20 protein-coding genes and 2 tRNA genes are annotated in these 20,036 nt (G+C 41.0%); all 22 read right to left on the bottom strand.

Annotated elements, in window-relative coordinates:
• Positions 1-25 precede the first annotated feature (25 nt).
• The 22 genes from yajC to ATHSA_RS06900 all read right to left on the bottom strand — a co-directional run bounded on the left by yajC (position 26) and on the right by ATHSA_RS06900 (position 20,036).
• On the bottom strand, positions 26-451 hold the full coding sequence (gene yajC / locus ATHSA_RS07005) for a preprotein translocase subunit YajC (protein WP_174755548.1): 426 nt from the start codon (positions 449-451) through the stop codon (positions 26-28).
• Between the two features lie 25 nt (positions 452-476).
• Complete coding sequence (gene kce / locus ATHSA_RS07000; RefSeq protein WP_161848400.1) at positions 477-1,298, bottom strand: 3-keto-5-aminohexanoate cleavage enzyme; 822 nt, start codon at positions 1,296-1,298, stop codon at positions 477-479.
• Complete coding sequence (gene kal, locus ATHSA_RS06995) at positions 1,299-1,703, bottom strand: 3-aminobutyryl-CoA ammonia lyase (RefSeq protein ID WP_161848399.1); 405 nt, start codon at positions 1,701-1,703, stop codon at positions 1,299-1,301.
• 1 nt (position 1,704) lies between these two features.
• The gene (gene thrS / locus ATHSA_RS06990) at positions 1,705-3,567 is read right to left on the bottom strand and encodes a threonine--tRNA ligase (protein WP_161848970.1); all 1,863 of its coding nucleotides are present in this window, start codon (positions 3,565-3,567) and stop codon (positions 1,705-1,707) included.
• A gap of 125 nt (positions 3,568-3,692) precedes the next feature.
• On the bottom strand, positions 3,693-4,340 hold the full coding sequence (locus ATHSA_RS06985; protein ID WP_161848398.1) for an N-acetylmuramoyl-L-alanine amidase family protein: 648 nt from the start codon (positions 4,338-4,340) through the stop codon (positions 3,693-3,695).
• 18 nt (positions 4,341-4,358) lie between these two features.
• Positions 4,359-5,828 (bottom strand): glycoside hydrolase family 13 protein, encoded by a 1,470-nt coding sequence (locus ATHSA_RS06980; RefSeq protein ID WP_161848397.1) that lies wholly within the window; start codon positions 5,826-5,828, stop codon positions 4,359-4,361.
• Positions 5,829-5,841: 13 nt separating this feature from the next.
• Entirely contained in the window at positions 5,842-6,804 is a 963-nt protein-coding gene (locus tag ATHSA_RS06975) for an ABC transporter ATP-binding protein (protein ID WP_161848396.1), read from the bottom strand.
• On the bottom strand, positions 6,794-7,690 hold the full coding sequence (locus ATHSA_RS06970) for a LysR family transcriptional regulator (protein ID WP_161848395.1): 897 nt from the start codon (positions 7,688-7,690) through the stop codon (positions 6,794-6,796). Before ATHSA_RS06970 ends, ATHSA_RS06975 begins: the two co-directional genes overlap by 11 nt.
• The gene (locus tag ATHSA_RS06965; protein ID WP_161848394.1) at positions 7,674-8,252 is read right to left on the bottom strand and encodes a hypothetical protein; all 579 of its coding nucleotides are present in this window, start codon (positions 8,250-8,252) and stop codon (positions 7,674-7,676) included. Before ATHSA_RS06965 ends, ATHSA_RS06970 begins: the two co-directional genes overlap by 17 nt.
• Positions 8,215-8,874, bottom strand: coding sequence for a redox-sensing transcriptional repressor Rex (locus ATHSA_RS06960; RefSeq protein ID WP_161848393.1), 660 nt, complete (start codon positions 8,872-8,874; stop codon positions 8,215-8,217). The genes ATHSA_RS06965 and ATHSA_RS06960 overlap by 38 nt, the downstream gene beginning before the upstream one ends.
• A gap of 11 nt (positions 8,875-8,885) precedes the next feature.
• On the bottom strand, positions 8,886-11,327 hold the full coding sequence (gene leuS, locus ATHSA_RS06955) for a leucine--tRNA ligase (protein ID WP_161848392.1): 2,442 nt from the start codon (positions 11,325-11,327) through the stop codon (positions 8,886-8,888).
• A complete protein-coding gene (rsfS, locus tag ATHSA_RS06950; protein WP_161848391.1) occupies positions 11,328-11,666 on the bottom strand; it encodes a ribosome silencing factor in 339 nt (112 codons plus the stop codon).
• A gap of 14 nt (positions 11,667-11,680) precedes the next feature.
• Entirely contained in the window at positions 11,681-13,495 is a 1,815-nt protein-coding gene (glmS, locus tag ATHSA_RS06945) for a glutamine--fructose-6-phosphate transaminase (isomerizing) (RefSeq protein WP_161848390.1), read from the bottom strand.
• Position 13,496: 1 nt separating this feature from the next.
• Entirely contained in the window at positions 13,497-14,471 is a 975-nt protein-coding gene (gene plsX / locus ATHSA_RS06940) for a phosphate acyltransferase PlsX (protein WP_161848389.1), read from the bottom strand.
• A gap of 5 nt (positions 14,472-14,476) precedes the next feature.
• Complete coding sequence (gene rpmF / locus ATHSA_RS06935; protein WP_161848388.1) at positions 14,477-14,659, bottom strand: 50S ribosomal protein L32; 183 nt, start codon at positions 14,657-14,659, stop codon at positions 14,477-14,479.
• A gap of 2 nt (positions 14,660-14,661) precedes the next feature.
• Positions 14,662-15,201, bottom strand: coding sequence for a YceD family protein (locus ATHSA_RS06930; protein ID WP_232060068.1), 540 nt, complete (start codon positions 15,199-15,201; stop codon positions 14,662-14,664).
• Between the two features lie 14 nt (positions 15,202-15,215).
• Positions 15,216-15,292: transfer RNA gene (locus ATHSA_RS06925), tRNA-Arg, on the bottom strand.
• A 3-nt stretch (positions 15,293-15,295) separates the two neighbouring features.
• Positions 15,296-15,384 (bottom strand) — tRNA-Ser (locus tag ATHSA_RS06920).
• Between the two features lie 52 nt (positions 15,385-15,436).
• Complete coding sequence (locus ATHSA_RS06915; protein ID WP_161848386.1) at positions 15,437-16,492, bottom strand: ABC transporter permease; 1,056 nt, start codon at positions 16,490-16,492, stop codon at positions 15,437-15,439.
• A 4-nt stretch (positions 16,493-16,496) separates the two neighbouring features.
• Complete coding sequence (locus tag ATHSA_RS06910) at positions 16,497-17,435, bottom strand: hypothetical protein (RefSeq protein WP_161848385.1); 939 nt, start codon at positions 17,433-17,435, stop codon at positions 16,497-16,499.
• On the bottom strand, positions 17,432-18,316 hold the full coding sequence (ftsY, locus tag ATHSA_RS06905) for a signal recognition particle-docking protein FtsY (protein WP_161848384.1): 885 nt from the start codon (positions 18,314-18,316) through the stop codon (positions 17,432-17,434). The genes ATHSA_RS06910 and ftsY overlap by 4 nt, the downstream gene beginning before the upstream one ends.
• Positions 18,303-20,036 carry a proline--tRNA ligase gene (locus ATHSA_RS06900; RefSeq protein WP_161848383.1) on the bottom strand — a complete coding sequence of 578 codons (1,734 nt, stop codon included), beginning with the start codon at positions 20,034-20,036 and terminating at the stop codon, positions 18,303-18,305. Before ATHSA_RS06900 ends, ftsY begins: the two co-directional genes overlap by 14 nt.

The following is a 20,036-nucleotide window of genomic DNA, read 5'->3' as shown; positions in this document are numbered from 1 at the left end:
AGGCCTAAGGCCCCTTCACCTCCACTCATTTGCTTTCAGTCTTGTCATCAGAATCTTTCGATTCTTCTTTTCCGTTCTTTGAGTCTTCGGCTTTAGAATCATCCGTCCCTTCACTCTTTATGACAGATGATATGGCACGCTTCGTGACTTCCATCTCCGTATTTCCGGTTCTTATCTTGACAGTATTGTTTTTGATATCCGTTACCTTCCCGATAACTCCCCCTATTGTAACAACCGTATCTCCCCTTTTGAGATTGCTCATCATCTTTTCAAATGTTTTGTTCTGTCTTCTTTGAGGGAAGATGAGCAAAAAATAGAAGATCGCAACGATGACTACAAGCCATATTATCATCGTTAATATGCCCGTATCTCCACTTCCGCTTGCCGCGGGTGCCGTGGATTGAGGGGCAGTCGAACCCGGTGCTGCTGCCAGTACGATTTTGTCTAACACTTAAGTTATTCCTCCCTTCAATTAATCAATTTGAATGAATATCCAAAATTTTTCTTGCTTCGATCGGTGTTGCGATTTCACGTCCAATACTTTTTGCTATTTTTACAACGTTTTCCACAAGTTCGGCGTTGGATTTTGCAAGTACTCCTTTTGAAATGTATATGTTATCTTCAAGACCAACTCTCACATTGCCTCCCATCGCGATTGCAACGGCGGCCATTTCAAACTCGTGCCTTCCAATTCCTGCAACTGTCCATGTTGCGTCAGAAGGTATTGAATCTACCATTCTTACAAGGTTTCTCACATCTGCAGGAGATGATCCGGGCACTCCAAGAACGAAATCAAAGTGAAGATGACCCTTTATTATGCCCTCTTTTACTATTCTTAAAGCATTTGAGATGTGTCCGATCTCAAAGCATTCGAATTCAGGCATTATGTTCATCTCGGCCATTTTTGAAGCAAAGTGCCTTATAAGAGGCATATCATTTACAAAGATGTCGTCCCCAAAATTCGTCGTTCCAGTATCCAAAGAAGCCATTTCTGGAAGAGCATAGATCGATTGAAGTCTTTCTTCAGCGCTCATTCCCACGGCACCACCAGTTGAAACCTGAATGATAAGATCTGGCGCTTTTTCTCTTATCAAGCCTATAACTTTTTTGAATACGTTAACGTCCTGAGTAGGTTTGCCTTCTTCGTCTCTGACGTGGAGATGAACAATCGAAGCCCCTGCCCTGTAAGATAGAAAGGCTTCATTTGCTATTTCTTCTGGAGTCAAAGGAATGTAAGGCGTTTGTGCCCTTGTAACCTCGGCACCGCAAAGAGCCGCTGTTATTATGAGTTTATCCATTTATACTTTCCTTACCTTTCTCTGTCTTTCCTGTGGCACAACGCATGTTCCACTTGCCTTGGCGACGAGAACTGGCTTTTCAAGTATATCACATCCGCCAACATTATCAACAGGGGCAATAACCTTGTAAGCCTCAAAGTACATCTTTCTCGATGTTTTCCCAAATTCAGTTATTTTACCATAAACTTCGATGTAATCGCCAGCGTGAACGGGAGCGAGGAACTCTACCATATCGTAGGCTCGGAACAATCCCTCGTCTCCGTCCGAAATTATGAGCAACTCTGTCGCCACATCTCCAAAAAATTGCATTATCTTTGCGCCATCAACAAGTCCTCCAGCGTAATGAACGTCAGACTGGGAAATTCTTATCCTTATCATCGGTTTCGACCAGTCTTCGTAAGCCATTTCACTCACCAAAGGAAGTTTGACTTTTATCTTTTATTTCTTTCAAAATCTTTGAAATAAAGTCATCAGTTTTGAGATCTCCAAGATCTTTGCCACTTCTTAATCTCACGGCAACGCTTCCGGTCTCAATTTCTCTGTCTCCGATTATGAGCATGTAAGGAATTTTTTGAATCTGGGCCTCTCTTATCTTGTAATTTATCTTTCTCGGCTTATCGTCAAGAATCGTTCTTATCTCTTTTTCATCTAAGATTTGCACAACTTTTTTTGCGTATTCGGCATGTTTGTCGGATATTGGAAGAACTGCAACCTGAATTGGAGAAATCCATGCGGGGAAAGCGCCGGCGTAATGTTCTATGAGTATCCCTATGAATCTCTCAATGGATCCGTATATAACCCTGTGAATCATAACGGGTCTGTGATCCAGATTGTCAGATCCGGTGTAGGAAATGCCAAAGCGTTCCGGCATCAAGAAATCGAGTTGAATAGTTGCACACTGCCATGTTCTACCTATCGAATCTTTGACGTGGAAATCTATCTTTGGGCCATAAAATGCGCCATCACCCTCGTTAACCTGATATAGAAGTCCAACATGTTCAAGGGCCGCACGAAGGGCATTCGTGGATTTTTCCCATATCTCGTCAGATCCCATGGAATTTTCAGGTCTCGTTGAAAGTTCAACTTTGTAGGGGAATCCAAAAAGTTTGTACGTTTTGTCTATCAAAGAAATAACACCTTTTATTTCATCTTCTATTTGATCCTCCGTGCAAAATATATGAGCATCATCCTGTGTAAAGGCTCGCGTTCTGAAAAGGCCATGAACGACACCGCTTCTTTCATAACGATGGACGGTACCAAGTTCGCACATTCTCAACGGGAGATCCTTATAACTTCGAGTTTGTGATTTGTATATCATTATATGACCCGGGCAGTTCATTGGCTTTATCGCGTACATCTGGTTTTCTTTTTCCGTAAAGTACATATTTTCCTTGTAATGATCCCAATGACCGGATTGACGCCACAGGCTTTCATTCATGACCATCGGTGTAACTACCTCTACGTATCCAGATTTTTTATGTTCTTCTCTCCAGTACTTTTCAAGTTCCCGCCTTATGATAGTTCCCTTTGGATGGAAAAACACCATGCCCGGAGCAACATCTGGATGAATGGAAAAGAGATCGAGTTGTGGGCCGAGTTTTCTATGATCTCTCTTTTCAGCCTCTTCGATCATCTTAAGATAACTCTCGAGATCTTCTTTTTTGTAAAAGGCTGTTCCGTAAATCCTTTGAAGCATCTTGTTCTTTTCATCACCGCGCCAGTAAGCACCGGCAACATTTAGAAGTTTGAAGTACTTTACCCGCCCGGTGGATGGCATATGGGGTCCCCTGCAAAGATCGACGAACTCACCCTGTCTGTAAAGCGTGACATTATCTTCGTTAAGGTCCTTTATTATTTCAACCTTGTACGGTTGATCCTTTGATTCGAAATAATCGATGGCCTCTCTGGCGGTCATAGAAAATTTTTCCAACGGAAGATCCTCTTTTATTATCTTTTTCATCTCTTCTTCTATTTTTTTCAATTCATCTTCATTCAGAGGCACATCCACATCTACATCATAGTAAAAGCCATTTTCTATCGTTGGGCCTATGGCAAATTTCGCGTTCTTGTAAATTCTCTGAATTGCCTGAGCCATTATGTGGCTCATGGTGTGTCTGTAAAGTTCCCCTGCTCTCGGATCTTCTGCAGTGAAAAGTTCTATCTTGTCCTCCGGCTTTACCGTGTAAAACAAGTCCACGATCTCCTTGGCCACAACCCCACCTACGATCTTCGAATCAAGGTTTAACGCTTTTACCAAATCTTTTAGCATGCCTTCATGAACATCGTAAGACTTTCCGTTAAAGATCAACTTTGCCAATTAGTCCACCCTCTTAGACAACTTTTGAATTATTATACCATACCCAACAAAATTCAAATTCCGAGAATTAAAAATTCTCAATTGGAAATTGTTTTAAAGTACTTCAAAATTCCGTTATCGTAAATTAGCGCTTCTTTCCATATATTAACAGGATTTTCAAGCCATTTCTCTCTCGTAGGATTTGACATGAAAAAAGGTTCTATCAAAACGGCCGGAACCTGTGCGTATCTTAAAACGTAATATTCTTCCTGAATCAAATCACCTTCTGTGCCGGTGAAGTTTTCAAAAGCCTCAAGGATTATCTTTGCGGCAAGTTCAGAGGTATCAGTTGTGCTCCAGTAAAAAGCCTGAGGCCTGTCTATATCGGGAGCCCCTTCTATCGAATTATGGTGCATGCACAAAAAAAGATCGGCGTGGAGATTGTTGGCAAGTGCTATTCTCGATTGAAGAGAAACGTACACGTCCGTCGCCCTTGTAAGGTAAACAGATGCTCCTTGCACCTTTAAAATGCTTGCGAGATCGAGCGCAACTTCGAGATTTATGGTTTTTTCAAGTAATCCCGTCGGTCCTATCGCTCCCGTATCTTCACCGCCATGGCCGGGATCAAGGACTATTATCTTTCCCTTCAAAACATTCATAAAGGTCGCACTGGGAGTAAGATCTGCCATTACAATGGCAGAAAATGAAAGAGTGAATATCGCAAACAAGATAAGGATCTTTCTCATGACTCGCCTCCAGAAAATTTAAACTGATTTATACATCCTGTAAAGAGAAAAATTGGGAGCAAATTTGAAGAACGCAAATGATTTTGGCGGCAATTCAAAATCTATCTCTGAAACCCTCGAGATAGCCTCTCCTTGACCAAAAACACTCTCCATTCTGACGTGGTGCATGAAATACGCAAAGGGAATTGGAACTTTCTCGATTGTTTTTGAATTAGAAAAGTTGGCAAAGAAAAAGAGAGTATCCTTGGGGTCTTTTGTGTACCTGCCAAATCCAACGACGAATGGATTTGAAAGATCGATCTTTAAGTACTTGCCGCCATTCAAGGCATTTTCACGACGTCTTATCTCAAATGCCTTGATCACAAATTCCCTGAATTCCCAGTCCCATCTGCTTTGATCCCAGATCATAGGCCTTCTATTGTCAGGATCCCCTTCACCGTACATTCCGTTTTCTTCTCCGTAATAGAGAAAAGGATTACCGGGATACGCAATCTGAAAGGCAACTGCCATTTTTTTAAAGGCTCCATCCTTTATGAGTGAGTTCATCCTCGGTGTGTCATGAGATGAGATCATATTCCACGATTTGCAAAGTTTTTCTCCGGCCTCTTCTACCATTCTGTCAAGACCGCGCTTTAAGGTTGGAACATCGAAATTTCCATTGATCGTATTCAAAAGTAAAGTGGAAAAATAATAATTCATAACTCCGTCTAATTTTGATCTCAGCCATTCATCCGGATAACCGCTTACCTCTCCTATGACTATTGCGTCAGGATTTACGGATTTTGAATTATCGGCAATGATAGAATTTATCCTGTGGCCAAGATCGTGCGCGCAATCGAGTCTCCATCCATCTGCACCCATTCTCAAATAACGCTTAACAACGGAATCATCACCTGTAAAGAGTATGCGTTTGAGTTCTTCATTTTCTAAATTAAGTTCTGGAAGCAATTTTATGTCTAACCATGCCCTGAAATCGTCCGGCCATCTTCTGAATTCAAAAAAATCTTTGTAAGGCGATCGGGGATCGTTGTAGGCTCCGCCATTCCCATATTTTTTCGATCTGTTAAACCACACACCATCAACACCAACATGGTTAAAAACTCCATCAAGAATTACCCTTATCCCTCTTTTGTGGGACTCTTCAAACAAATTGACAAGTGTGCGTTCATCTCCAAATTGAGGATCCACGACGAAATCATGAGTATCGTATTTGTGATTTGTCGAGGCCAAAAAAATTGGCGTCAGATATATTACGTTGGCTCCAAGTGCTTTTATGTAGTCAAGACTGTCTATTATTCCATCCAAATCTCCACCAAAAAATTCGAGGCCACGACTTTCTTTTGATGGTTTCTCATCCCAGTTCCTGACAACTCCTCCATCACGACTGTAGATACCATCTTTGACCTTTTTCTCAAAGTCCTTTCCCCTTTTGAATCTGTCAACGAATATTTGATAGACTATCTGCGATTCCTGCCAGTTTATTGTCAACACCCCTTTCGCATCAGTAAGTCCAAGACTTATCGTGATTCAAATCTACCCTTAGACGTTCTCCAACCTTTTTTGAATTGTTCTTTAGATACGCCATTATTTCAACGTTACCATTTTTCAAATGGAACAGAGAGTACTTCGCATTTATAGGATCTATTGAAATTATTTCGAATTCGGTACCACTTTCAGACTCAAAGATCGCATCCGGTCTAAATGCAAGGATTTTACCGGATGGTGCGCCAAAAAGATCTCTGACGACATTCAGACCAAGAGGTGAGGTGAGAATTGCGACATCGAGAGTCTTAGGATGTTGGTACACGTTCATTGAAAGATCGTCTTGAACTACCTTTCCATCTATCATGATCATCATACGATTCGAGATGGCAAGCGCATCGAGTACATCTGAAACAACTAAAATGTAAGTTTTACCAAGATTAAGGAGATTCTTTTTTAAATCTGCCCTGACAAATTGTTTTTGATACGCATCCAACCTTGAAAATGGCTCATCTAACATCAATATATCAAACTCTCTTACAGTCTCTCTCGCGAAGGCCGTCGCCTGTTTTAATCCTTCGGGAAGGTTTTTCGGCATGAAGGAAAGGCTTTCCTCAAGTCCTCCATCGATCTCTCTTGCCCTTTTTTTGACCTTCCCGTCTATTTCGTCTTTTTTTACCTTTTTCACGGTCAGAGGAAAGGATATATTTTTAAAAGTATTCATATGAGGAAAAAGCGCATACTCCTGAAACATCATCGCCATTCGTCTTAAGTGAGGCTGAAAGTGGGACATATCCACTCCGTTTAAGATCACAGACCCCGTCGATGGTATCAATCCGCAAATGGCCCTCAAAAGTGTCGATTTCCCAGACCCGGAAGGTCCTAAAATTGCAAGTACATCTCCTTTCTCTATTGAAAAACTAACAGGCCCCAATTTGAAAGTTCCAACCCTCGCTTCAAGTTCTTTAATTTCAAGATACATCTTCTTCCCCCCATTTTCTTACAAAATCCAAAAATTCTCTCTCCAAATTCGACATTATTCTCTCTTTTTTTCTTATCATGAAAAAATTTCTTTCTATTTTCAAGTTTTCGATGTTCAGTACAATTATAGATCCATTTTTCTCATCATCTTCGTAGATGAGTTTTGAAAGAAATCCAACGCCAATTCCACTTTTTATCATGTACTTTATTGCCTCATTGCTCGATAGAGTGATGATAACGTTTGGCGTGATCCCGAGAGATTCGAATTTGTATTCTATTAACTTTCTTGTGCCGGATCCTTTTTCGCGCAGGATCAATGGAAGAGAGTTTAAATCTTCAATCTCTATTTTCGAAGGAAGTGGAAAACCGGGGGAAGAAATAAGGTTCATCTCGTCCATGTAGAATTTTTCACTCTCTAAAGATTTATGAAAGAAGGGTATCTCCACGAATCCCACCGATATCTCTTCATCCAAAACCTCTTCCACAACGTCCGAAGTGTTTTGTATGTCAACTGAAAAATTGACGTTGTGTGCCTTCAAAAAATCTACCATTATCTTTGGAAGAAGGTAATCACCTATAGTCTTGCTTGCGCCTATTTTAAGAAGGCTTTCAATGTTCTTTTGCAAATTGGTTATCCTGTCAATAGTCTCGTCAAAGACCCTTGAAAGGCTTTCAAGTTCTTTATATATTACAAATCCTTCTTCGGTTAATTTAAGGATATTCCCGCCTTGAATCCTTTCAAACAACTTTACATTCAATTTTTCTTCCATGTTTTTTATATGCTGGGAGATCGCAGGTTGGCTTATAAAAAGGTTCTTCGAAGCGCCAGTTATACTTCCGGTATTTACAACTTCGAGGAATACCTTTATCTCATTTATATTTATCATTTTTTATCTCTCTGAGATCGTCCGGCAAAAGCGCGTAAAGATCCGGCTCTCTCTCACACATCGACTGGAGGACATCCACAAGATCTTTGTTTTTGTCAGCCTTTGCCACAATAGCCTTAAAAACCTCTTTGTCGCTTGAATATGAAAGCGCAACTGCAACGTCAAAGATCATATCTTGTGAAGGTTCATTTTCAAGTTCGTAGAGTAAATACTTCTCCGAGTCTTTAAAGCCCATCCTTGCAAGAGAACCGTGAACTATTATGGCTTCTTCTTCGGTTTCGACAAGGTTTAGAAGCCTTTTTAGTTGTTCAACTCCTCCCTTGCAATTCTTCTCGCCTATTATGTCTGCCAAGTAAAAGATACCCGGATTCTTATCCTCTTTTTTCATCTCCGAATCTAATCTTTTGATGATTTGTTGACAACAATCGAGTTCTAAAAGTGCGTCTGTGACTATGTCTGCCATCTGTGCGTCCCCTTCAAAAAGCAAATCTATCAGCGCGGGGATGGCCTTATCACCTTTCTCTTCAACTATCCTTTTTATTAAAAGATCTCTTTCGCTCAATTTCTTTTACTCCTATTTTAAAGGTCAAAGCCTTGAAAGATATTGCTATGTCGACATCTTCGATCTCTACATTTTCCATTTTTAACTTCACCGGTGCAAAGTTAAGTATGCCCTTTACGCCCGATTTAACTAACATTTCCGCAACATTCCTTGCCTCTGAAGAGGGTACGGCAATGACTCCTATCTCTATATTCAGGTTTTTGACCTTCTCGTTAAGTTCCTCTATCGAGTATACCGGGATAGATCTTGTGCCTATTTTTTTACCTATTTTGGAAGGATTTCTGTCAAAAAAAGCGATTATGCGGTATCCTTCCTTGAAAAACTCGGTGTGGTTGGCGAGTGCCGTACCTATATTTCCAGCGCCAACAATACAGACATTCCATGTTTTGTTTATGCTCAAAAGGTTTTCCAAAGAAAGTTTCAATTCCTTAAGTTCATATCCAGTACCACGTTTTCCAAATTCCCCAAAATAGGAAAGATCCTTTCTTATCTGACTGGGCTTAAGGGCGAGCCTTTCTCCGAGTTCTTGAGATGATGTTATCTCCTTTCCCTCTGATAGCAGAGAAACAACACATCTGTGATAAAGCGCTAACCTTTTGGATACTGGATTTGGAACTTTCATGATTGCCCCCTTTATACAACTATGTTAACAACGTCTTTGGCGATAAAGACCTTTTTTGGTGTCTTTCCATTCATCAAACCCTTTATCTTTTCATTTTCAAGTGCTATTTTTTTCAACTCTTCATCGGAAAGATTTGCATCTACCGTCTCTTTCGCTCTAACCTTTCCATTGATCATTATGACGATCTCTATTTTCCTTGGAAGAATCGCATTCTCATCGTAGGATGGCCATTCAACATTTGCAACGAATGGTTTCTCTCCCATTCTTTCCCACAATTCTTCCGCTACATGAGGCGCAAAGGGCGAAAGTGCTGGAACGAATTTATGTGCAAATTCATCGATTAACCCGACATTTATTTTTTCTTTTGGTGTCGATTTCACGTAATCGCTAAAGAGATTGACGAGTTCCATGAATCCACTGACGACCGTGTTGAACCTGAAATCTCCCTCTATGTCATTCGTTATCTTTTTGAGAATGAGATGAAGTTTTCTTCTTATTTCGTACTCTTCATCGGTTAAAGGCCTTTCAAACTTTTTCAGATTCATAAGCGGTATGATCTCTTCAAAGAGATTCCACAATTTCGAGACAAATCTTGAGACACCTTCAATTCCAGAATCAAGCCATTCGGCGTCTTTTTCTGGAGGGCCCATAAAAAGTATGTAAAGCCTTAAAGTGTCCGCGCCGTATTTCTCGACCATATCGTCCGGGGAGACAACGTTGCCCTTGGATTTGGACATCTTGGCTCCATCTTTGTATATCATTCCTTGAGTAAAAAGATTTTTAAATGGTTCATCAAAAGACAAATATCCTCCATCTCTTAAAACCTTCGTTATAAATCGGGAATACAAAAGATGTAAAATCGCATGTTCCACACCGCCTATGTACTGATCCACAGGTAACCATTCGTCCACATCTGATCTTACAAAAGGGCGATCCTTTTCGTGTGGATTCACATACCTTAGGTAATACCATGAAGAATCGACAAAAGTGTCCATCGTATCACTTTCTCTTACCGCCGGTCCGCCGCATTTTGGACATGTTGTATGGAGAAATTTTTCATCGTAAGAGAGAGGAGACCTTCCGGTTGGATCGAATTTAACGTCTCGTGGCAATTTGACCGGCAAATCTTTTTCTGGAACGGGTACGATCCCGCATTTTTCACAGTAGACGACAGGAATTGGGGCTCCCCAGTACCTCTGGCGGGAAATCAGCCAGTCACGCAATTTGTAATTTACAGATTTTCTTCCAATTCCATTCTTTTCGAGATATTCGATTATTTTCTTTATGGCCTCTTCATTTTTCATTCCCGTGAATGGACCAGAATTTTCAAGGATGCCATTTCCATCGTAAGGAAGTTCTACATCAGAGGAGACAACCCTTTCGATTGGAAGGTTGTATTTCTTTGCGAAAGCGTAATCTCTAAGATCGTGGGCGGGTACGGCCATTATGGCACCGGTACCATACTCGTAAAGGATGTAATTGGCGACGTATATCGGAACTTCTCTGCCGTTAACAGGATTTATCGCGTGAGTGCCAAGGAAAACCCCTTCTTTTGGCGCGTCGGAGGAAAACCTTTCAAATCTGTTTTCGGAAAGATTTATCCGGGTCAAAAATTCATCAACTTCACGCCTTCTCGATGGGACGGTAAGTTCATCTATCAGAGGAGATTCGGGGGCAATGGCCATGAAGGTAACTCCCCACAGAGTATCGGGACGGGTGGTGAATATTTTAAGAGTTTTGCCACTTTCTTTTATCTTAAAATCAACCTCGGCGCCAACACTTTTACCTATCCAATTTCTCTGCATCGTCTTTACATTTTCAGGCCATCCCGTTAATTTGTCTATGAAGGCGTCGAGTTCTTCGGCATAATCAGTTATTTTAAAATACCACTGTTCGAGTTGTTTTATAACAACAGGAGTTCCACATCTTTCACACTTTCCATCGACAACCTGTTCATTTGCGAGGACTGTTTTGCAAGAAGGACACCAGTTAACTGGACCGCTCTTTTTATAGGCAAGACCTTTTTCATAAAGTTTAAGGAAAATCCATTGGGTCCATTTGTAATAATCTTCCTTATAGGTTATCACTTCTCTGTCCCAATCGTAACTTATCCCCAACTTTTTTATCTGCCCTCTTATTTTGTTTATATTCTCCCTTGTCCAGTCTTCTGGGTGAATATTGCCATGGGCTATGGCCGCATTTTCCGCCGGCAGACCAAATGAATCGTATCCAAAAGGATTCAAAACGTTGTATCCACGCATTCTTTTGTATCTTGACACAACATCTCCAATGGTGTAATTCTTAACGTGCCCCACATGAAGTGTGCCAGAAGGATATGGAAACATGACAAGAGAATAGTACTTGGGCTTTGTCGAATGATTTGGTGTATGAAAGATGCCACTTTCTTCCCATCTTTTTTGCCATTTGGTTTCTATTTTGTCAGGTTCGTACATTTAAACCTCCTTCACATCGAGTCTTTCGGTGTCCGACCACAAAGACTCTATATCGTAAAATTCTCTCGCCGCCTTTGTAAAAATGTTGACTACTATCTCTCCCGCATCGACTATCATCCAGTTATGATCATCGCTTTTGTCGTAAAAGATTATCTCGTGATTGTGGGATTTCAAAATTTGAAGTACTCTATCTCTTATAGATCTCATGTTAACGCTCGAATTCGCAGTCGCTATGACAAAATAATCTGTCAGGTAACTCAAGCCTTTCATCTTCAAGATCACAAGATCGGGATCTTCTTCTTTAAGAATTTCATCACATATCTCTCTTAAAAGAGACAAAGGTCTTTACCTCCCTACTCGACTGTAACACTTTTTGCAAGGTTTCTCGGCATGTCTATGTTAAGATTCCTATCGTTGGCAACATTATACGCAAAGAGTTGAAGGGCTATTCCAACAACGAAAGGATAAAGATAACTTTCAAGATCTGGAACGCGTATAACATCGTTGACAAGTGAAGAAACTTTGCGATCTGAAGCGCTCACTATTGCAACAACCTGAGCATTTCTTGCCTTTGTCTCAAGCACATTTGAAATCATCTTGTCCTTCAACTCATCATCAACGACGATGGCCATGACCGGGAATTTTTCATCGAGCAAGGCTATTGGCCCGTGTTTTAATTCTCCGGCCTGATAACCAACGGCATTCGTGTAACTTATCTCTTTCAATTTCAAAGCCCCTTCTAACGCCGAAGGATAATTTATTCCTCTTCCTATGTACATGAAGTTGGTATATCCAACGTATTTGTCCGCGATTGATTTTATAGAATCTTCCTGAGTTAAGATGAAATTATCAACGATTTCTGGCAATTTCGTGAGATTTATCACCATCTCGGAATGGTTGCCCCCCATCAGTTGATCCATGTAAATGGCCAAAAGGTACAAAACCGTTATCTGTCCAATGTATGCCTTCGTAGAGGCAACGCTTATCTCCGGCCCTGCATTTATGTAAAGTGTTCTGTCTGCCTCTCTTGTAAGAGTCGATCCAACGACATTCGATATCGCAAGTACCTTCCCGCCGAGAGACTTGACAAGCCTTACACTCTCTAATGTGTCCGCTGTTTCTCCGGACTGACTTATCGCGATGTTAAGCACTCTGTCATCTACAAAGACATTTCTGTATCTGAACTCTGAAGAGACCTCAACTTCAACGTCAAAAGGTCTTAACCTTTCAAGGAAATATTTGAAAACAAGTCCCGCGTGAAAACTCGTCCCGCAGGCTATCACATTTATTTTTCTTATATTTTTGATGTATTCGTTCCAATCTTTGATCTCTTCAAAAATGACCTTCCCATCTTTTATTCGTCCAACGAGAGCATCGGATATAACACGAGGCTCTTCGTGTATCTCTTTCATCATGAAATGTTTGTATCCGCCTTTTTCGGCCGACTTCTCATCCCAATTTATGTGATAGAAGTGATTTTCGACAGGTTTTCCCGAATTTTCGAAGATCTCGAATTTATTCCTTTTCAACCTTGCTATCTGGCCATCTTCGAGAAAAACAACATCTCTGCTTACCGAAATCAATGGAGTTACGTCAGATGCGCAATAGGTACCAAAATCATTTGCAGCGATGACAAGAGGACTTTTCCTCCTTGCGAATATAACCTCGTCTTCGATGTCTGCGTGTATAACGCCTATTGCGTAGGTTCCTTCAAGATCGAGAGTTGCAACTCTTACGGCCTCAAAAAGATCTCCACGGAAATACTTTTCTATGAGATGGGCTATAACCTCGGTATCTGTCTGCGAGACGAATATATGGCCTTCGGAGGTCAGCGCATCCCTTAAAGTGGCAAAATTCTCTATTATGCCGTTATGAACGACGGCTATTTTTTTGGTGCAATCCATCTGTGGATGGGCATTTATATCTGTGGGCATACCGTGCGTTGCCCACCTTGTGTGCGCTATGCCTGCGTTTATCCTTTCTTCTAATCTTCCGTTCATCAAAGATCTAAGTGCGTCTACCTTGCCGGTTCTCTTTTCGACAATGAGATTTTTTGATTTCAAAAAGGCTATGCCTGCAGAATCGTATCCTCTGTATTCGAGTTTTTTGAGTCCGTTAACAAGGTCTTCTACCTTTCCTTCTCCTATGAAGCCATATATTCCGCACATCTTAAACACTTCCCCGTATTGTGTCGATGATCTTCTTATCTATTCCCGTTGCGGCAACATTCAAAGCGTTGAAAATGGCCTTCGAGTCTGAAGCACCATGGGCCTTAACGACAATACCATTTACTCCAAGCAAGAATGCTCCGCCGTACTTTCTGTAGTCGAGAGATTCTTTGAATTTGTCAAAAGTGCCTTTCATCAAAAGTGCACCGATTTTCTGGATTACATTTGAATTCTTTATAGATCTCTTAAGCATTTCCGAGACGAAAAGTCCCACTCCTTCAGATGTCTTCAAGACTATATTACCACTAAAACCATCCGAAAGCACCACATCGACATCTCCGTAGAATACATCCCTTCCCTCAACATTTCCGCAAAAGGTTTCTCCAAATTTATCTTTTAACAATGAATAGACTTCTTTCAAAAGATCTGGTCCCTTTTCTTCTTCCGCGCCAACATTCAACAAACCAACTTTGGGATTTTTTTTGTTTAAAATCCCTTTGGCGTATGCAACTCCCATTATTCCAAGTTGGACATAATGCGGTGGCTTGAGAGAAAGGTTGGCGCCGGCATCTATCAAAACTGTCCCACCACTTTTAGATGGCATAACGGTCGCTATGGCCGGCCTTTCTATTCCCTCCATTCTGCCGAGTAAAAAAGTTCCCAAAACAAGCAAGGCACCGGTATTCCCCGCGCTCACAAATCCTTCTGCCTTTCCTTCTTTGACGAGCATTGCGGCGACATTCATCGATGCCTCTTTTCTTTTGAGTATTTCTGTCGGCTTGGCACTCATTCCAAATCTTTCCGGAGCATTTACTATTTCTATTTTTGAATCTTTTGGAATAAGAGGAGATATTTTTTTTTCATCTCCGACAAGGGTAACTTTGTGACCAGTTTTTTCAACGAACAAAAGCGCTCCCTTTACTTCTTCATAGGGAGCGTGATCTCCTCCGAATGCATCAAGCGCTATGTGCGCCAACGATGTCACTCCTTAACTTCAAGAACCTGTTTTCCGTTATAATATCCACATTTCATACATACGTGATGTGGAAGCATAGGTTCTCCACAATGCGGACACTTTGTGACGGTTACATGTTTGTCACGGTAATAGACAGATCTTCTTCTGTTCGTTCTTGTGAGAGAAGGCTTTTTCTTTGGAACGGCCATTTTCATTCTCCTTTCGATTCAAAAGATATCTTTTTTAAAGCGTAGAATGGAGAGTCAACCTTTTCATCTTCATATTCACACACATGATCTGGATTCTCATTCAAATTGATCCCGCAATGCGGACATAAACCTTTACAATCCGGCTTACAAAGCACCTTCATGGGTATCTCAAGGAGTATCGATTCGATGATCCTGTCCGTAAGATCCAAAAACTCCATCGTCGGGTTGTAATAAAAAACACCAACTTCATCCATAACTTCTTCGACATCTTTGACTTTTTCATTTTCGACGTAAACTGCTTCTACTTTTCCATTTATGTCAACCTTGACCGGTTCAAGGCACCTGTCGCACGGATGAATTATCTGAGTTTTGACCTCTCCGCTCACGTATATTCTTTGAGAAGAGAACTCAACTTCCAAATCGATCTTCACCGGCTGAGAGTAAGGGTAAGATTCTCCTTCCAAGTCAAGGTCTGTCCATTGATCTGTCTCGACTACCTTTATCTTTTGTTCATGTTTTAAAGTTTCAAGTTTTATCTTCAACATGTCATTCACCTTGGCGTGCCCGGGGAGATTTGAACTCCCGATCTATAGATCCGCAGTCTATCGCTCTATCCAGCTGAGCTACGGGCACAACTGGCGGAGAGAGTGGGATTTGAACCCACGGTGGGAAAATCCCACGCTTGCTTAGCAGGCAAGTGCCTTCGACCGCTCGGCCATCTCTCCAATTACTTTAGAAGTATATCACAAAAAAATCAATTGCTCAAGAGGTATGAGATTACCTTCTTTCCATCTTCATAATCAATGTACCACCGACAGATATCATTCCAAGGCCTATCAAGATAAAAGTAGAGGTAATAATGATGAAATCATTTGTGTACATTGCTTCTATACCGAGCGTATATCTTAGACCCTGTGCAAAATATGAAATCGGTAAAATGTGGGATATTATTCTCATGTAATCAGGCATTATCGAATAAGGAAAGAAAACGTCCGAAAAGAGCATCATCGTGACGGATAAAATCGTCGTTATGTTGAGGATGGTCCATAGATCCCTCGAAATCATCGAAATCAAAAGTCCTATTCCAAGTGACAGAAAAATACCACTCGAGACGAAGAGTAAAAACATCGGCCAGTTCACATTGTAAGAGGTAGAAAAGAACCATTCCGAGAGCAAAATAGTCAGCACAGATGCCAAAACGGAAATTATAAACCTTACAAAGGCAAGAGAAAGAAAGAAAGTGCCACCCTTAACAGGAGTAACTGAAAGTCTTTTTAAGATCCCGTTTTGTCTGTAATTTCCAGTGATTATGGCCATTCCAAACATCCCGGCTATCGTTATTGAAATGGCTATAACTCCAGGAACTATAAATCCTATGACGGTTAAACTTCCACTTTCAACGGATATGGGTTTTAATTGTATGTAATTTTTGACATTCGAAATTCCGCTCACAACGCTTCCGGCAATAACATCTTGGAGAATCTTCAGATAGTTGTTGTACTGGCCAAAGGATTGATTGTATATAAATGTCAAGGAGTTTTGGCCAAGGATCGCTCCCATTTGGACATTCCCAGAGAGCAATAAACGATTTAGAGCCTCTTCACTGCCAACAAATTCAAATTCTACACCGCTTCCTGAGGCTGCCTGCGTTATCATTCTTTCGAGTTCAGGTGAGGTCGTAAATGCCCCTATTTTAACGTTAACGGCCGTCTTACTGCCGGAAAGCCCTTCTATGACGAAACCGAGTATGAACATCAAAACTATGGGAAGAAGAAAGAACATGAGTAAGGCCTGTCGGTCCCGAAAAAGCATGACAAAAGACTTGTAAATCATTGTATTAGTCCTTCCATACCCTTTTTCCGTCAAATCTCAGAAAAGTGGCGTTGAACCTGGGATAATCATGGTATCTGTCATTCGAAAGTATCCACGAGTTCGTACTTTTGGCTATTTCTATTATCAACTCGTCGGCCGGCGAATGAAATTTCACATCCGGATGTTTTTGAAACCTTTCTTCGAAGATTCGCCTTTGAGTACCCTTAAGGTTGTATTCGAAATTCTCGTCAAATATTATTTTAAAAGGCCAAGGAATTTCATGCATCTTTCCGATGAGACGAAAGGAAAGAAAAATGTTGTTTAAATCCGGGTAAAGGCTTCCAACCATCGCTATATTACTTCCATCGACGATAAGCAATGCCTTCGCATTTCTTGTGAGAGCCCCTCTTACGTAAGGATCTTTTATCGAATCCGCAACAAATTTCTTATCAGATGGAAGAAGAGAGTTGTATATTTCTTCAAAAGTGTTAAATGTTGCCAGATCTAAGGATAAAAAATCAACATTTTGAGTCATCTTTATAAGATCGTCTATTATACCATTATCACTGCTTTGATTCTTCTTCATCGCAAAGACCAGATAGAGATCGAGGAAATCATCAAAATAGGCCGAATTTTCTTTTAAAAATTTCTTCCATCCTGCCATAAACGTTGCGTAATCTTTTGTGCTTATTCCCTCGATTTCTGCAAGTTTTATCGTTATTTCATCCATTGGAAGATGATTTTTGGGATCCATTAACATAGCCATTATCTCATTTCTTCTTTCAGAGATATCATTTGCACCAGATCTAAACTTTGGATCTATCATCCCAAGCGCCTCTGAAATCTTGTTCTTTGTCCATCCGTCTTTTCCATATCTTCTTATGACGCCTGCAAGGTGGAGAGCATCCTCTCCGTTTTCAAGAAAAATCTTTTCTTTGTAAATATCGATAAGCGTCTTTTTCATTCTAAAAGTTCATCTACAAATTCAGTTGCCTTGAAATCCTTTAGATCTTCTAATCCTTCTCCTATTCCTATGAGTTTGACGGGTATATTAAGTTCCCTCTTTATAGAAAAGATCATCCCGCCTTTCGCAGTTCCGTCGAATTTCGTCAGCACGATACCGGTAACCCCTGTGCTCTGTCCAAAGATCTTCGCCTGTTGTATGGCATTTTGTCCTATCGTCGAATCCAAGACGAGAAGAACCTCCTGGGGCTGATCTGGTTTTAATTTCTTTATTATTTTGTGAATTTTTTCAAGTTCTCTCATCAAATTGTCCTTTGTGTGGAGTCTTCCTGCCGTGTCTATCAAAGCAACATCTAATCCTTCGGATATCGCATGCGTAACTGTGTCATACACAACGGCTCCGGCATCTGCTCCCCATTGGTGTGATATTACCGGCACCCCAACTCTCTTTCCCCATTCCTTTAACTGATCTATCGCAGCAGCCCTGAATGTGTCTCCGGCCCCTAAAACGACACGTTTGCCTGTTTTTTTAAATCTGAACGCAAGTTTTCCAGCCGTTGTTGTCTTTCCAGATCCGTTGACCCCAACAAGTGTGTAAATAGTTAGCCCTTCATTTGCAAATGTTATAGACTCGTCTGGACCTAAAAGTTCCAAAAGTACCTTTTTGAGAGCCTCTATCGCATCTTTCTCTTTTGACTCTTTCACCCTTTCGATGATGTAATCCGATGTGGAGATGCCCACATCTGAAAGCAAAAGAAGTTCCCTTATCTCTTCTATCTTTTCACTGTCTAAGTTTCCACCCTTTAGAATTGATAGAGCCTTTCCCAAAAATCCATTCTTTGTCTTTTCGAGACCTTTTTTGAATATGTCAAATATTCCCAACTTGATCACCGGGTTTGTAAAGTTCGAGTAATTCTTTGACCTTTTCTATAAGGTAATCTTTATCATCGATCTTGACCTTCAAAGATTTATCTGAATTTCTCAATTTAAGTTCAACTTCTCCATTTTCGAGAGATTTCCCGCACGTTATTCTTAAAGGTATACCTATCAGATCGGCATCCTTGAACTTGAATCCGGCCGAAACCTCTCTGTCATCTAAGATCACGTCTATGCCGTTTTTTTCGATCAAATCATGCAATTCATATCCGATCTTCATTTGGTCACCCGCAACGTTGACAACAGTTATCACGACCTCAAAAGGTGCTATAGATCTTGGCCATATTATTCCTCGATCGTCGTGAAATTGTTCGACAACGGCTGCCATGGTTCTACTAACTCCCCATCCATAGCAACCCATAATGTAGTACTTTTCATTTCCATCCGAATCGACATAGGTAGCCGAAAGTTTCTCCGAATACTTTGTACCGAGTTTGAAGACCTGGCCAACCTCTATGCCCTTTTTCATCTTCAATTCATGACCGCATTTTGGACATTTGTCTCCTTCAACAACCATACGTATATCGGCATATTCGTTTATTTTGAAGTCTCTTCCGTGATTCACGTTTACATAGTGATATTCATTCTTAAGTCCGCCGACAATGTAATTGACAAGAGGCTTTACAGATCTGTCTGCTATTATCCTCGCATTTACCCCAATTGGCCCTATGTAGCCTATCTGCGTTGAGAACTTCTGGTAGACTTCCTCTCCCGTTGCAAGCCTTAAGGTCTGATCTCCGAGATAAGATTTCAATTTCGCGGTGTTTATTTCAAGATCTCCCCTTATCATCGCCATGATATATCCATTTCTTCCGACGAAGATCATCGATTTGACGATGCGTCTTTTGTCGACGTTTAAAAACTTTGAAAGTTCTTCTACCGTTCTGACGTTGGGCGTCTCGACTAATTTCAATGGCTTTTGATCTTCATCGATTTTGAGGTCATCTTCTAAACACTCGGCTTTCTCTTGAGTGGCAGCATAACCGCAATTGTCGCAAACGAGTATGTCTGACTCTCCACTTTCGGCAAAGGCCGTGAACTCATGGGAATTGCTTCCACCTATCGCTCCAGTATCTGCTTCAACGGCAACGTATTTTAAATCCATTCTCTCGCATATTCTCGAATAGGCATCGTACATATCCTTGTAAGTCTTATCGAGAGATTCGTAACTTGTGTGAAAACTGTAGGCATCCTTCATTATGAACTCTCTTCCACGTAAAAGACCAAAACGTGGCCTTATCTCATCTCTGTATTTCGTGTTTATCTGGTAGAAGTTAACTGGCAATTGTTTGTAAGATCTCAACTCATCCTTGACAAGAGTCGTTATCATCTCTTCATGAGTTGGGCCGAGTGTGAACTCTCTGTCATTTCTGTCTTTTAATTTCATCATCTCCGGTCCGTAATCTTCCCATCTACCCGTTATCTTCCATATCTCGGCAGGTTGCATTATAGGCATTAAAAGTTCTTGGGCCCCTGTTCTATTCATCTCTTCCCTGACTATCTGCGTTATCTTTTGAAGGACCTTCGTGCCAAGTGGAAGATAGGAAAAGATTCCAGAGGCAGATTTTCTTATGAATCCGCCTCTTACGAGTAATTCGGCACTTTTGATGTCCGCATCGGACGGCACTTCTTTCAAAGTTGGAGCATAGAGTTTAGACCAGTACAT

Source organism: Athalassotoga saccharophila, assembly GCF_009936215.1.
GTDB lineage: Bacteria > Thermotogota > Thermotogae > Mesoaciditogales > Mesoaciditogaceae > Athalassotoga > Athalassotoga saccharophila.
The sequence above is the reverse complement of the archived record's forward strand: the minus strand, read 5'-3'. Positions and strand labels throughout refer to the sequence as shown.